At 72.9% G+C, this 14,544-nt stretch carries 8 protein-coding genes; all 8 read left to right on the forward strand.

Features of this window, described 5'->3' with window-relative positions:
• Positions 1 to 137 precede the first annotated feature (137 nt).
• The 8 genes from ACIPAE_RS27025 to ACIPAE_RS27060 all read left to right on the forward strand — a co-directional run bounded on the left by ACIPAE_RS27025 (position 138) and on the right by ACIPAE_RS27060 (position 14,471).
• A complete protein-coding gene (locus tag ACIPAE_RS27025) occupies positions 138 to 1,691 on the forward strand; it encodes a 3' terminal RNA ribose 2'-O-methyltransferase Hen1 (RefSeq protein ID WP_402448545.1) in 1,554 nt (517 codons plus the stop codon).
• Positions 1,688 to 4,336, forward strand: coding sequence for a polynucleotide kinase-phosphatase (locus tag ACIPAE_RS27030; protein WP_402448546.1), 2,649 nt, complete (start codon positions 1,688 to 1,690; stop codon positions 4,334 to 4,336). Before ACIPAE_RS27025 ends, ACIPAE_RS27030 begins: the two co-directional genes overlap by 4 nt.
• 230 nt (positions 4,337 to 4,566) lie before the next feature.
• The gene (locus ACIPAE_RS27035; RefSeq protein WP_329363891.1) at positions 4,567 to 5,808 is read left to right on the forward strand and encodes an arginine deiminase; all 1,242 of its coding nucleotides are present in this window, start codon (positions 4,567 to 4,569) and stop codon (positions 5,806 to 5,808) included.
• 89 nt (positions 5,809 to 5,897) lie between these two features.
• Complete coding sequence (gene argF, locus ACIPAE_RS27040; protein ID WP_402448549.1) at positions 5,898 to 6,896, forward strand: ornithine carbamoyltransferase; 999 nt, start codon at positions 5,898 to 5,900, stop codon at positions 6,894 to 6,896.
• A gap of 94 nt (positions 6,897 to 6,990) precedes the next feature.
• Positions 6,991 to 9,384 carry a DUF4139 domain-containing protein gene (locus tag ACIPAE_RS27045; protein WP_402448550.1) on the forward strand — a complete coding sequence of 798 codons (2,394 nt, stop codon included), beginning with the start codon at positions 6,991 to 6,993 and terminating at the stop codon, positions 9,382 to 9,384.
• Between the two features lie 3 nt (positions 9,385 to 9,387).
• On the forward strand, positions 9,388 to 11,214 hold the full coding sequence (locus ACIPAE_RS27050; RefSeq protein ID WP_402448551.1) for a mucoidy inhibitor MuiA family protein: 1,827 nt from the start codon (positions 9,388 to 9,390) through the stop codon (positions 11,212 to 11,214).
• Positions 11,215 to 11,532: 318 nt separating this feature from the next.
• Complete coding sequence (locus tag ACIPAE_RS27055; protein ID WP_402448553.1) at positions 11,533 to 12,315, forward strand: polysaccharide lyase family 7 protein; 783 nt, start codon at positions 11,533 to 11,535, stop codon at positions 12,313 to 12,315.
• Between the two features lie 218 nt (positions 12,316 to 12,533).
• Entirely contained in the window at positions 12,534 to 14,471 is a 1,938-nt protein-coding gene (locus ACIPAE_RS27060; protein ID WP_402448555.1) for a phosphocholine-specific phospholipase C, read from the forward strand.
• The last annotated feature ends 73 nt before the right edge of the window (positions 14,472 to 14,544 follow it).

The raw sequence follows: 14,544 nt of genomic DNA on the forward strand, positions 1-14,544 counted from the left end.
GTGCAGGAAGCGGCCAGGCAGTCCCGGGGCAGGCGGTCCCCGGGCAGGCCGTCCCGGGATGGGCGTTCGGGGCAGCAGAGCGCGGGCGGTCGGTAATCCGGTGTCGGCCGGGAGCCCGGCCGTCGATACTCGGATACGTGTTCATGACGATCACTGCCACCGGCAGCACCGAAGTTCCGGCCACTGACCTGGGGTTCTTGCTTCACAAGCATCCGGACAAGGCACAGGCGTTCTCGACGGCGTACGGCGAGGCGCATGTGTTCTACCCCGAGGCGACCGCCGAGTCGACCACCGCGGCGTTGCTGCTGGAGGTGGATTCGCCCGCGCTGGTGCGGCGCGGGAAGGGCCGAGGTCGTGGTGGCGCGCCCGATGCCGCGCTCGCCCAGTATGTGAACGACCGGCCGTATGCGGCGTCGTCGTTGCTGGCGGTGGCGTTGCGGACGGTGTTCTCCAGCGCGCTGCGCGGGGAGTGCCGGACACATCCGGAGCGGGCGGCGGCGCCGATGCCGCTGCGGGTCGAGGTGCCCGTGCTGCCCGCTCGCGGTGGGCCGGAGCTGGTGGCGAAGCTGTTCGAGCCGCTGGGATGGCGGGTGGCGGCCGAGCCGATCCCGCTGGACGCGAGGTTCCCGGAGTGGGGCGAGTCGCGGTATGTGGCGCTGACGTTGGAAGGGGAGTTGCGGCTGGCCGACGCGTTGCGGCACCTGTATGTGCTGCTGCCGGTGCTGGACGACGCCAAGCACTACTGGGTGTCGGCGGACGAGGTGGACAAGCTGCTGAGGTTCGGCGAGGGGTGGCTGCCGCGGCACCCGGAGCAGAAGTTGATCACCAGCCGCTACCTCTCCCGGCGCTGGTCGCTGACGCGGCAGGCGATGGAGCGGCTGGAGCTGGTGCGGCTGGCCGACGCCGATGACATCGAGGTGGAGGAGATCGACAACGCGGTGGAGCCGGAGGTGCCCGAGGAGGTGGCGGAGCGGCCGGCGCCGCTGGCGGTGCAGCGCAGGGAGGCGATCCTCGCCGAGCTGCGTGGGGCGGGCGCGGCGCGGGTGCTGGACCTGGGCTGCGGGCAGGGGCAGTTGGTGGCGGCGCTGCTGAAGGAGGTGCGGTTCACCGAGATCGTGGGTGTGGACGTGTCGGTGCGGGCGCTGGACATCGCGGCGCGCCGGTTGCGGCTGGACCGGATGGGGGAGCGGCAGGCCGGGCGGGTCGCGCTGCTCCAGGGATCGCTGGCGTACACCGACGCGCGGCTGAAGGGATACGACGCGGCGGTGCTCAGCGAGGTGGTCGAGCACCTGGACCTGCCGCGGCTGCCGGCACTGGAGTACGCCGTGTTCGGGGCGGCTCGGCCGCGGACGGTGGTCGTGACGACGCCGAACGTCGAGTACAACGTGCGGTGGGAGTCGCTGCCGGCCGGGCATGTGCGGCACGCGGACCACCGGTTCGAGTGGACGCGGGCGCAGTTCGGCGCGTGGGCGGACGGGGTGGCGGAGCAGTACGGCTACCAGGTGCGGTTCGTGCCGGTCGGGCCGGACGACCCCGAGGTGGGGGCGCCCACGCAGATGGCCGTCTTCGCTCTCGCCGGGGGCCCCGACGCGGAACACGGCGCCGGGACCGGTGAAGACCGTAGGCAGGGCCGCGAGCAGGACCGTAAGCGGGACCAGGACAACAAGGACGAGAAGGAGGCCGTCGCATGACCGAGCACCGTAGAAACCCGGACACCCCGGACGCCCCGGGGACCCCGGGGACCCCGCAGATCGAGGACACACCGGCTTCCGCGGCCGCGCCGGACGCGGTGAAGCCGCCGCGCGAGCTGGCCGTCACCGACCTTTCGCTGGTCGTGCTGATCGGGGCCACCGGTTCGGGCAAGTCCACGTTCGCCGCGCGGCACTTCAAGCCGACCGAGGTGATCTCGTCGGACTTCTGCCGCGGCCTGGTCGGCGACGACGAGAACGACCAGAGCGTGACGCGCGACGCGTTCGACGTGCTGCACTACATCGCGGGCAAGCGGCTCGCGGCGGGGCGCCGCACCGTGATCGACGCGACCAGCGTGCAGATCGAGGCGCGCCGCCAGCTGATCGCGCTGGCCCGCGAGCATGACGTGCTGCCGATCGCGATCGTGCTGGACGTCCCGGAGCGGGTGTGCGCCGATCGCAACGCGACCCGCCCGGACCGCGCCGGGATGCCCCGCCACGTCGTCCAGCGCCACACGCGCGAGCTGCGCCGCTCGCTGCGCGGCCTGGAGCGCGAGGGTTTCCGCAAGGTCCACATCCTGCGCGGCACCGAGGAGGTGGACCTTGCGCGGGTGGTCACCGAGCGCCGGTACAACGACCTGACCCACCTCACCGGCCCCTTCGACATCATCGGCGACGTGCACGGATGCAGCTCGGAGCTGGAGACGCTGCTGGCGAAACTCGGTTACCGCGACGGCACCCACCCCGAGGGCCGCACCGCCGTGTTCGTCGGCGACCTGGTCGACCGGGGTCCGGACAGCCCTGGCGTGCTGCGCCGCGTGATGGGCATGGTCGAGGCGGGCACCGCCCTGTGCGTGCCGGGCAACCACGAGAACAAGCTCGGCCGCTACCTCAAGGGCCGCAACGTGCAGCACACCCACGGCCTCGCCGAGACCATCGAGCAGTTCGAGCGGGAGGACGAGCGCGACCCCGGGTTCCGCGCGAAGGTGAAGACCTTCGTCGAGGGCCTGGTCAGCCACTACGTGCTGGACGGGGGCAAGTTGGTGGTCTGCCACGCCGGGCTGCCCGAGAAGTACCACGGCCGCACCTCCGGCCGGGTCCGCTCGCACGCCCTGTACGGCGACACCACCGGCGAGACCGACGAGTTCGGCCTGCCCGTGCGCTACCCGTGGGCCGAGGACTACCGCGGCCGCGCCGCCGTCGTCTACGGCCACACCCCCGTGCCGACCACGTCGTGGATCAACAACACCCTGTGCCTCGACACCGGCGCCGTCTTCGGCGGCCGGATGACCGCGCTGCGCTGGCCGGAGCGGGAGATCGTCGACGTGCCGGCCGAGCAGGTCTGGTACGAGCCGGTGAAGCCGCTGGCCACGCCCGCGCCCGGCGCGAAGGACGGCCGTCCGCTCGACCTCGCCGACGTCGCCGGCCGCCGTACCGTCGAGACCTCCCGGATGGGCCGGCTCGCCGTCCGGGAGGAGAACGCGGCCGCGGCCCTGGAGGTGATGAGCCGCTTCTCGGTCGACCCGCGCCTGCTCGGCTATCTGCCGCCGACCATGTCGCCGTGCGCCACGTCCACCCAGGAGGGGTACCTGGAGCACCCGGCCGAGGCGTTCGCCGCCTACCGGGACGACGGCGTCGCACAGGTCGTCTGCGAGGAGAAGCACATGGGCTCGCGCGCGGTCGCCCTGGTCTGCCGCGACGAGGCCACCGCCAGGGACCGCTTCGGCGTCACCGCCCCCGGGGTCACCGGCGCCGTGCACACCCGCACCGGCCGGCCCTTCTTCGACGACCCGGCCGTCACCGAGGAGGTGCTGGCCCGGCTGCGCGCGGCCGTCACCACCGCCGGCCTGTGGGAGGAGCTGGGCACCGACTGGCTGCTGCTCGACGCCGAGTTGCTGCCGTGGTCGCTGAAGGCGTCCGGTCTGCTGCGCAAGCAGTACGCCGCGGTGGGCGCCGCGTCCGGCGCCGCCTTCCCCGCCGCCCTCGCCGCGCTGGAGGCGGCGGCCAAGCGTGGCACCGACGTCTCCACGCTGCTGTCCCGGCAGGGTAAGCGGGCCGCCGACGCGGCCGCGTTCACCGAGGCGTACCGCCGCTACTGCTGGAGCACCGACGGGCTCGACGGGGTGCGGCTGGCACCGTTCCAGTTGCTCGCCGTCCAGGACCGCAGCCTCGCGGACGTGCCGCACGACCGGCAGCTCGCCCTCATCGACCGCCTGGTCGAGGCCGACACCAGCGGCCTGCTCCAGCCCACCCGCAGGTTGCACGTCGACACCGGCGACGAGCAGTCGGTGGCCGCCGGAGTGCGCTGGTGGCTGGAGATGACCGAGGCGGGCGGCGAGGGCATGGTGGTCAAGCCGCTGGCCGCGCTGGTACGCACCGAGTCCGGCCGACTGGTGCAGCCCGGGGTGAAGTGCCGCGGCCGGGAGTACCTGCGGATCATCTACGGTCCGGAGTACACCCGCCCCGAGCACCTGGCCCGGCTGCGCGGCCGTACGCTCGGCCACAAGCGGTCCCTCGCCCTGCGCGAGTACGCCCTCGGCCTCGAGGCGCTGGACCGGCTCGCCACCGGTGAGCCGCTGTGGCGGGTGCACGAAGCGGTCTTCGCGGTGCTCGCGCTGGAGTCCGAGCCGGTCGACCCGCGGCTGTGAACCCGCGGCGGTGAACCCGTCCGCCCCCGTCGGGCCGTACGCGTACGGTGCCGTGCCGCATACCGCGGTACGGCACCGCCGGTGCCCGTAGCCACCCGCACCCACCACACCCCCCCGCACCCACCACACCCCCCGCACCCGCCACGCCCCGGCCCCCGGCACACCACCGACCCGGCACAACGGGCGCGCTGCCGTGTTGAGCCGTCCCCGACGTGGGAAGCTCTTCTTCCATGGCTTCCATGGCGGACAACGGCTTCCACGTCGACTCCGAGACCGGGCGGCTGCGCCGCGTCATCCTGCACCGCCCCGATCTCGAACTGAAGCGTCTGACCCCGACCAACAAGGACGCGCTGCTCTTCGACGACCTGCTGTGGGTCCGACGGGCCAGGGCCGAGCACGACGGGTTCGCCGACGTGCTGCGCGACCGCGGCGTGCAGGTCCACCTCTTCGGCGACCTGCTGTGCGAATCGCTTGAGGTGCCGGCGGCGAAGCGGCTCGTCCTGGACCGGGTCTTCGACGAGAAGGAGTACGGCCCGCTGGCCACCGGGCACCTGCGAGCGGCGTTCGACGAGTTGCCGGCCCCGGACCTGACCGAGGCGCTGGTCGGGGGCATGACGAAACGGGAGTTCCTGGAGCGGTTCGCCGAGCCGGTCTCGGTCCGGTTCCACGCCATGGACCTGGACGACTTCCTGCTCAACCCGCTGCCCAACCACCTGTTCACCCGCGACACCTCCGCCTGGGTCTACGACGGGGTGAGCATCAACGCGATGCGCTGGCCGGCCCGGCAGCGCGAGACCGTGCACTTCGAGGCGATCTACCGGCACCACCCGCTCTTCGCCGACGGCGGCTTCCACGTCTGGTCCGAGGGCCAGAACGCGTACCCGTCGACGATCGAGGGCGGCGACGTGCTGGTGATCGGCCGCGGCGCGGTACTGATCGGGATGAGCGAGCGCACCACCCCGCAGGCCGTCGAGATGCTGGCGCGCGGGCTGTTCGAGGCCGGTTCGGCCCGCACCATCGTGGCGCTGGACATGCCGAAGGGGCGGGCGTTCATGCACCTGGACACGGTGATGACCATGGTCGACGGCGACACCTTCACCCAGTACGCGGGCCTGGGGATGCTCCGGTCGTACACCATCGAGCCGGGCGCGGAGGAGGGCGAGCTGAAGGTCACCGACCACGCGCCCGAGCACATGCACCGGGCGATCGCCGCCGCCCTCGGCCTCGACGCGATCACCGTGCTCACCGCCACCCAGGACGTGCACGCCGCCGAACGCGAGCAGTGGGACGACGGCTGCAACGTCCTGGCGGTGGAACCGGGCGTCGTGGTGGCCTACGAGCGGAACGCGACCACCAACACGTTCCTGCGCAAGCGCGGCATCGAGGTGATCGAGATCCCCGGCAGCGAACTGGGCCGGGGCAGGGGAGGGCCGCGCTGCATGACCTGCCCGATCGAGCGCGACGCGGTGTGACCGGCGGCCTACCTCAGGGGGCTGTATAAGAATGCCGATCATCGTATAGGGTTCCAGTATTCGATGACGCCGCACGCTAGGAGTTCCGCATGGCCGTCGACCTCAAGGGCCGGCACTTCCTCAAGGAGCTGGACTTCACTCCGGAGGAGTTCCGCCACCTCGTGGAGCTGGCCGCGGAGCTGAAGGCGGCCAAGAAGGCGGGCGCCGAGGTGCAGCGGCTGCGCGGGCGGAACATCGCGCTGGTCTTCGAGAAGACGTCCACCCGGACCCGCAGCGCCTTCGAGGTCGCCGCCGCCGACCAGGGCGCCGGCACCACCTACCTCGACCCGTCCGGCTCGCAGATCGGCCACAAGGAGTCGATCAAGGACACCGCCCGGGTGCTGGGCCGGATGTTCGACGGAATCCAGTACCGCGGGCACGCCCAGACCGCCATCGAGGAACTGGCCGCGCACGCCGGAGTACCGGTGTGGAACGGCCTCACCGACGAGTGGCACCCCACCCAGATGCTCGCCGACGTCCTCACCATGACCGAGCACAACCCCAAGCCGCTGTCCGAGATCTCCTACGCCTACCTCGGCGACGCCCGCTACAACATGGGCAACTCGCTGCTGGTCACCGGCGCGCTGCTCGGCATGGACGTACGGATCGCCGCGCCCGAGGCGATGTGGCCGCAGGCCGACGTGGTCGCGCAGGCCCGCGGGTTGGCGGCGCGGACCGGGGCGCGGATCACCCTCACCGAGAGCGTCGAGGAGGGCGTCCGCGGCGCCGACCACGTGCACACCGACGTGTGGGTGTCGATGGGCGAGCCCAAGGAGGTCTGGGACGAGCGCATCCGGCTGCTCTCCCCGTACGCCGTCACCGCCGACGTGATGCGGGCCACCGGCAATCCGCAGGCCACCTTCCTGCACTGCCTGCCCGCGCTCCACGACCTCGGCACCACTGTCGGCCGTGAGATCCACGAGCGGCACGGCCTGGACTACCTCGAAGTCTCCGACGAGGTCTTCGAGTCCGAGCGGTCCGTCGTCTTCGACCAGGCCGAGAACCGCATGCACACCATCAAGGCGATCCTGGTCGCCACCCTCGCCTGAGCCCCGCGCCTGCGGGCGCCCGGCCGAACTCGGCTAGGGTACGGACGAGTTCCGGTCCCCGTGACCGGAAGCACGCCGGCCGGCAGGGGGAGGCATGGAGAACGGCGAGAGCGCGCCGACCAGCACCGCGGACAGCGGGAGCGGGCCGGGAGAGGCGCGGTCCGTGCTGACAGCGGTCGTGGTGCACGCCGAGGGCGCGGTGTGCACGCGCCGAGCCTCGGTCGTCCTGCCTACGGCCGTGACCGCGGCTGGGCCGGCGTCCACGGCCGCACCCGAGTCCGCTCCCGGCGGCGACGGTACGGTCCGGGTCCGGATCGGCGGCCTGCCACCGACCTTGAGCGCGGGCTCGCTGCGCGGGAGCGTGGTGTCGGGGCCGCCCGGGCTGCGGGTGGCGGACATCCGCGTCGATGTCGCGGCCACGCTGCGGCGCGGCGAGGAGGCCCCCGGCCTGCGGCTGGACCTGGAGGACGCCGAGGACCGCCTGGCGAGGCTGCGGGACCGGCGCGAGCGGCTGGCGGGCGAGATCGAGGAGGTCGCCGGGTTCCGGGCCGAACCGCCCCAGACCCGGCGCGGCGACCCGCCCCGCTGGGCGCCCGTGGAGTCCATCCTCGCGCTGGCCGGGTTCGTCGACGCGCGGCTGGCCGTCCTGCACACCCGACTGCGCGCCACCGAGGACGAGTTGGAGCAGGCCGAACACGACGCCGACGTCCTCAGGCACCGGCTGAACGAGTCGTCCGGCGCGCTGCTCGCCGACCGGGTGGAGCCGTCCGTGTACGCGGTGGTGACCCTGGTGTCCGACGGCGCGGGCCCGGCCGACGGCACCGTCTTCGTGGACGGTTCCGACTCCTCCGACGGCGCCGACCTCTCCGATGACGGCACCGTCTCCGTGGACGGTACCGACTCCTCCGACGGCGCCGACCCCTCCGATGACGGTACCGACCCCTCCGATGACGCCGCCGACTCCTCCGCGGCAGCCGAGGTGGAACTGGAGTACCACGTACCCGGCGCCACCTGGGCCCCCGTCTACCAACTGCGCCTGGACGGCGGCAGCGGCGCCGGCACCCTGGTGCTGCGCGCCTGCGTCGCCCAGCGGACCGGCGAGGACTGGACCGGCGTACGGCTCGGCCTGTCCACCGCCGACCTGCTGCGCCGCGCCGACCTGCCGGAGCTGCGCAGCCTGCGGATCGGCCGCAGCCAGCAGGAGCCCGCCGGCCCTGGCTGGCGCGAACCCCCGCCCGGCCTCGACGAGTTGTTCACCGGCTACGACACCGCGAAGGCCGCCGAGGACGCGCGCCACCCGCAACTGCCGGCGGCGGGTCACGCATTGGCCTCCGCCCCCGTCGTGCCGCCCGCGCCGGGAGGCGCCCTGACCCGGTCCCCGTCCTTCGGGCCGCTGGGCGAGGGCCACGGCGCGGCGCAGGAGGAGGCCGACTTCGGCTACGGAGGCGCGGCCGAGGTCACCCGCTCGTTCTCCGGGTCCGCGCCGCCCGCGCCGGCGCCCCCGTCCGCGCAGCCCCGGCACCGCGCCGCCGCCCGCCGGCCCAAGGTCTCCGCGGACATGGGACCCGCCCCCGGGGCCCCGCCGCTGCCGACCGCACCGCTGCCGGCCCTGGCCCCGCAGCCCGCGCCGCCTGCCCACCTCGCCCCCGCCGCCGAACTCCTCGACTACGCAAGCCTGGTGATGGCCGGCCCGCAGGCGCCCGAGGGCCGCGGCACGTTGCGCACCGCCGGTGAGGGCACGGACGCGGTCGTCACGGAGTACCGCCGCCGGGCCGCGGCCGTGGCGCGCCTGGCCCGCCCCGCGCACGCGGTGGACGTCCGGCTGTCGGCCGGCTCGTTCGACTACCGCTTCGACACCGCGGCACCGGCCGACGTCGAGGCGGACGGCCAGTGGCACACGGTGCCGGTGAGCGAGATCCCGGTCCGCACCGAGTTCGAGTACGTCTGCGTCCCGGCGCAGGACACCGCCGTGTTCGGCACGGTCCTGGTCACGAACACCTCCGCGCACCCGCTGCTCGCCGGCCCCGCCGACGTCATGGTCGACGGCGACTTCGTGCGCACCGCGGCCCTGCCGACCCTCGCCCCGGGGCAGCGGCAGGCGGTCGGCCTCGGGGTGGCCGAAAGCGTCCAGGTGGCGCGGCGGGCCCACATGCGCGAGTCGACCGCCGGGCTGCGCGGCGGCACCACCGTGCTCGACCACACCGTGGAGGTGGAGGTCGCCAACCGGCTGCCGTACCCGGCGCTCGTGGAGGTGCGCGAGCGCATACCGACCTCGGCCGACAAGGACGTCCGCATCGAGGAGCGTCGGGCCGAGCCGCGCTGGACCGACCCCGGCGCGCCACTGGACGGCCAGGAGGGGACCTACGTCGCCGGGGCCCGGGTGTGGCGGGTCACGCTGGAGCCGGGGCGGACCGCGACCCTCACCGGAGGGTTCGAGATCCGGCTGCCGGTGGGGAAGTCGGTCGTCGGCGGAAACCGGAGGAACTGAACCATGTCTGCCGCCCAGCACCCTTCGCCCGCCCAGGACCCTTTCCCCGCAACGGACTTCCCGTCCACCCGGAACTCCTCGTTCGCCCGGGAGACCCCGGCCGCTCCGGACTCCGCTCCTGCCGGCGCCGGTGCGGACGCCGCCGCTCAGCGGGACCTGCTCCACCTGCCCATCACCGCGGTGACCTGCCTGGAGGACCGCGCCCAGGTCGAACGCACCGGCACCGTGCCGCTCGTCGCCGGTGTGCAGCGGCTGCGGGTCGGCCCGGTCACGCCGCTCGCCGTCGACCGCTCGCTGCGCGCGGACCTCTCCGCCCGCCCGGCGGACGGCGATCGCGCGGACGGCGATCGCGCGGACGGTGCGCCCGCCTCCGGCGAACCCGCCCCCGCCGCCCGCGTCGTGGACGCCCGCGTGGTCCGCGCGTACACGCCCGCTCCGCCCGGCGAACCCGGCCTCGACGCCTCGCAGTTGCGCCGCGACGTACACGAACTGGAACGGGAGCTGTACGACGCGCGGCAGCTGAAGCAGCGTCAGGAGAACGCGCTCGCCGTGATCGACCAGGCCAGGACCGATCTGCACCGTGACATCGTGCAGGGTGCGGGCGCGGGCTCCGCCGATCCGGAGCGCTGGGCCGACCGGCTGGACCGGGTGGACCAGGAGGCCGAGACCCGCATCGGCGAACTGCACAGGCTGCGCCGCCGGTTGCACGACATCGGCGAGGAACTGGGCGAGGCCCGGGCGGCGTTGGCGGCCACCGAAAGCGAACCGCAGGTGCTGACCGCGCACGTCGAACTCGTCGTGGAGGCGGAGGGCGCCGGCCCGGCGGAGGTCCGTGTCACGCATCTCGTCCCGTGCGCGCTGTGGCGGCCCGCCTACCGGGCGACGCTCGGCGCGGACCGGGACTCCGTGCGGCTGGAGACCGACGCGTTCGTGTGGCAGGCCACCGGCGAGGACTGGCACGGCGTCGCGCTGTCGCTGTCCACCGCGCGGCCCACCCTCGCCGCGAACCCGCCGGCCCTCACCGAGGACGTGCTCACGCTGCGCGAGCGCTCGGCGGAGGAGCGGCGCACCGTGGAGGTGAACCTCCGGGAGGAGGAGATCCGTACAGTCGGCGACGACTCGGCCGGCGACGCGGGCGCACCCGGGACCGGTGCCGCGGGCGGGGCCGGGGCCGCACGTCTGCCGGGGCTCGACGACGGCGGCGCGGTACGTACGCTGGCCGCCCCGCACCCGGTCGACGTCCCCTCCGACGGGCGGCCGCACCGCGTGCACCTGTCCTCCTTCACCGCGCCCTGCCGCGCGGAGCGCACCTGCGCCCCCGAGCTGTCGCCGCTGCTGGTGACGACCGCGCACTTCACCAACGCGGCCGGCCATGTGCTGCTGGCCGGACCGGTGGACCTGGTACGGGGCAGCGGCTTCGTCGGCCGCGGCGAGCTGGCGTTCACCGGCGTCGGCGCCCAGGTCCGGCTGGCGTTCGGCAGCGAGGACACCTTCCGGGTGGTCCGCCAGGTCGAGGAGACCCGCGACACCGCGGGGCTGGCCGCCATCAACCAGCGCACGGTGATCACCCGTCAGGTCCGGCTGTTCGTGTCCCGGCTCGACGCACCGTACGGCGGCGGCGCGCAGGAACTGGTGATCCGCGAGCGCGTCCCGGTGTCGGAGGTCTCGGCGGTCGAGGTACGGGTGCGGGCCGAGTCCTCGTCACCCGCCCCCGACGAGCCCGACGACGAGGGCATCGTCCGCTACGCACTGGCCCTCGGCCCGGGCGAACGGTGCGAGATCACCCTCGTCTACGAGCTCACGGCGTCGAGTTCGGTGACGGGTCTGTAGCGGCCGGCCCGCCGCCGAACCGCCTGGACCCCTTCCCTGCGGTTCCGCCCGCACCCCTTCCGTGCCGTTCCGCCCGCACCCGCTCGTCCGTACCCGGTACCCGCTCGCCCGTGCACGCTTGCCCGTGCCGAACCGCCCGTACGCGTTCCGCTCGCCCCGATCCCGCCGCACGCCGTCGAGTTGACGTTCAGCGACATGAACTCCATTCCTATACAGGGTCATTGACGGCCCGCCCCGCCCGTGCTATCCAAGTGAACGTCCAAAGGACTAGACCTAGTTCACGTAACTGAACAACGAGCACGGAAGGTTCCCCCCCACATGAGAATCCGCTCCAAGCTCCTCGTCGCGGCGACCGCCATGGGCGTCGCCGCGACCCTCGGGCTCCTCGGCACCACCAGCGCGAGCGCCGCGTCCCCCACCAAGGCGCCCGGCGGCAACTTCAACCTGTCGGTCTGGGAGTTGCAGGAGCCCGTCGGCTCCCCGGGCTCGCCGACCACCATCCCGTCCTCCCAACTCCAGGGCGACGACGGCTTCCAGGACTCGTACTTCTACACCGACACCCGCGACGGCGCGATGACCTTCTGGGCCCCGGAGAAGGGCGTCACCACGCCCAACTCCAACTACGCCCGCTCCGAGTTGCGCGAGATGAACTCCAACGGCAGCGCCGCGGACTGGTCGCTCGGCGGCAGCCACAAGCTCAACGCGACGCTGCGCGTGGTCTCCGTGACGTCGAACGTCTGCGTCGGGCAGATCCACCTCGGCAGCGGCGGGTCGTCCACCAAGCCGCTGATCGAGCTCTACTACCACGCGAACGGCGACATCGTGGCCGGCGTGGAGAACTCGCCGTCCGGCGGCCAGACCACGCACACGGTCGGCCACGTGTCGATCGGCAAGACCTGGAGCTACACGATCGCCGTCTCCGGCGGCGACACCATCGACCTGACGGTCAACGGCAGTACCACGCACTACGCCATCGCGTCGTCCTTCGACGCCTACAAGCAGTACTTCAAGGCCGGTTCCTACAACCAGTCCTCCTCCGACAGCACCACCAACGGCGCCCGCGTCGCCTTCTACGGGCTCACCGTCTCCCACAGCAGCTGAGCCCTGGCCCCACGAACTCCCGCCCCGCCGCGCCGGGTTGACCCGACGCGGCGGGGTTCCCCGCGGATGGCGCCGGCATCGCCCGACGCGAATCACAAAAGGATAACGGGTCTGGTCCAAACTTGACGACTTGTTCACTCCCGGGCAGGTATCCCTTCGAGGCGCCGTCACCGGGCCTCGACACGCTCCTACGGCCCCCACACGACTGAGGAGAAGCTGTGACGCCTCTGACCCGCCGTACGTTCCTCGGCGCAGCTGCCGGCACATCCCTCGCCGCCGCGCTGCCTGCCGGTATGCAGCAGGCGATGGCCGCGTCGCCGACCGCCGGCACGCTCGACGACGTCGAGCACGTGGTGATCTTCATGCAGGAGAACCGGTCCTTCGACCACTACTTCGGCACGCTCAAGGGCGTGCGCGGATACGCCGACCGCTCGCGCCTGCGCTTCCCGAACAACTCCGACGTCCTCCACCAGACCAGCTCGGGCCCCTCCGGCGGCAACCTGGTGCTGCCCTGGCACCTGGACACCTCGACGACCGACGCGCAGCGGGTGGTCGACCTCGACCACGGCTGGTCCGGCACCCACAGCGCGTGGAACAACGGCCTGTACAACAACTGGGTCCCGGCCAAGAGCGCGTACTCCATGGGGTACTACCAGCGCGCCGACATCCCGTTCCAGTACGCGCTCGCGGAGGCGTTCACCGTCTGCGACCAGTACTTCTGCTCGGTGCAGGGCCCGACCAACCCCAACCGGCTCTACCAGTGGTCCGCCACCATCGACCCGGCCGGGACCAAGGGCGGCCCGGTCACCGACAACTCCGAGAAGGGCTACAGCTGGACGACCTACGCCGAGCGGCTCCAGGCGGCCGGCATCTCCTGGCGGGTCTACCAGCAGCAGGACAACTACGACGACAACCCGCTCGCGTGGTTCAAGAGCTTCCAGCAGGCGGCCACCACGTCCCCGCTGTACGTCAACGGCATGCAGCGCCGTACCGCCGGCGCCTTCGCCGCGGACGTCGCCGCCGGCACGCTGCCCTCGGTGAGCTGGATCGTCGCCCCGGCCAGCCAGTCGGAGCACCCCGACTATCCGCCGGCCTACGGCGCCGACTACACCTCGCAGTACGTCCTCCAGACGCTCGCCGCGAACCCGGCGGTGTGGGCGAAGACGGTGGTCTTCCTCAACTTCGACGAGAACGACGGCTTCTTCGACCACGTGGCGCCGCCGGTGCCGCCGTCGGGGACGGCCGACGAGTTCGTCGGCGGCGCGCCGATCGGCCTCGGCCCGCGGGTGCCGATGATCGTCATCTCGCCCTGGAGCCGCGGCGGATACGTCAACTCCCAGGTCGCCGACCACACATCGCCGCTGCGCTTCCTGGAGAACTGGACGGGCGTGAAGGAGACGAACATCTCCGCGTGGCGCCGGCTGGTCTGCGGCGACCTGATGTCGGCCTTCGACTTCACCACGGCCAACACCTCCTTCCCGTCGCTCCCGGACACCAAGGCGCTCGTCGCCGCCTGCGACGCGGAGAACTCGCTGCCCGACGCCGCGCCGCCGGCCACGCCGGTGGCACCCGTCCAGGAACAGGGCACCCGGCCGGCCCGCCGGATCGACTACTTCTTCGACACCACGTCGTGGACGGACACCTCGACCGGGCGGATCTGGTTCAAGACGGTCGGCACGGGCTCGCTGGGCGCCGCGTTCTCCGCCTACGCCGTCAACCACCGCACCTACGGCAGCTGGCAGTACACGCTGCCCGCGGGCGGGAACATCTCGGACTACTTCAGCGCCCAGACCTACGGCGGCGGGCCGTACGACTTCGACCTGCACGGCCCCGACGGCTACCTGCGCGGCTTCCAGGGCGACGTGCGGACCTGGAGCGACACCACCAAGGGCCACCCGGAGGCGGCGCTGTCGATAGCCCCGGCATCGCCGCGCTCCCTGGTGCTGACCTTGACCAACGGCGGCACCGTCGCCGTGCGGTTCACCGTCGGCGCCAACGGCTACTCCGGAAGCGGCGCCACGTCCTCCTCCGTCCCGGCCGGCGGCTCCAAGACGCTCACCCTCGCACCGGCCTCCGACGGCCAGTACGACTACACCGTGACGGCCGACGTCGGCGACGGCTTCGCCCGGCGCTTCGCGGGCCGCACCTACCCGTAGCACCCCCGACCCGCCCGCGCCTCTCGCCCGGTCCCCGCACGGAGGCCGGGCGAGCGGCCGGGCGAGCGGCCGG

Source organism: Streptomyces sp. NPDC087270 (genome assembly GCF_044744625.1).
In the GTDB taxonomy this organism is placed as follows: domain Bacteria; phylum Actinomycetota; class Actinomycetes; order Streptomycetales; family Streptomycetaceae; genus Actinacidiphila.

Bases quoted from the DNA above. Each gene is read 5' to 3' on its own strand.
- ACIPAE_RS27030 (WP_402448546.1), top strand. From the start codon at position 1,688: ATGACCGAGCACCGTAGAAACCCGGACACCCCGGACGCCCCGGGGACC.
- ACIPAE_RS27035 (WP_329363891.1), top strand. From the start codon at position 4,567: ATGGCTTCCATGGCGGACAACGGCTTCCACGTCGACTCCGAGACCGGG.
- argF (WP_402448549.1), top strand. From the start codon at position 5,898: ATGGCCGTCGACCTCAAGGGCCGGCACTTCCTCAAGGAGCTGGACTTC.
- ACIPAE_RS27045 (WP_402448550.1), top strand. From the start codon at position 6,991: ATGGAGAACGGCGAGAGCGCGCCGACCAGCACCGCGGACAGCGGGAGC.
- ACIPAE_RS27050 (WP_402448551.1), top strand. From the start codon at position 9,388: ATGTCTGCCGCCCAGCACCCTTCGCCCGCCCAGGACCCTTTCCCCGCA.
- ACIPAE_RS27055 (WP_402448553.1), top strand. From the start codon at position 11,533: ATGAGAATCCGCTCCAAGCTCCTCGTCGCGGCGACCGCCATGGGCGTC.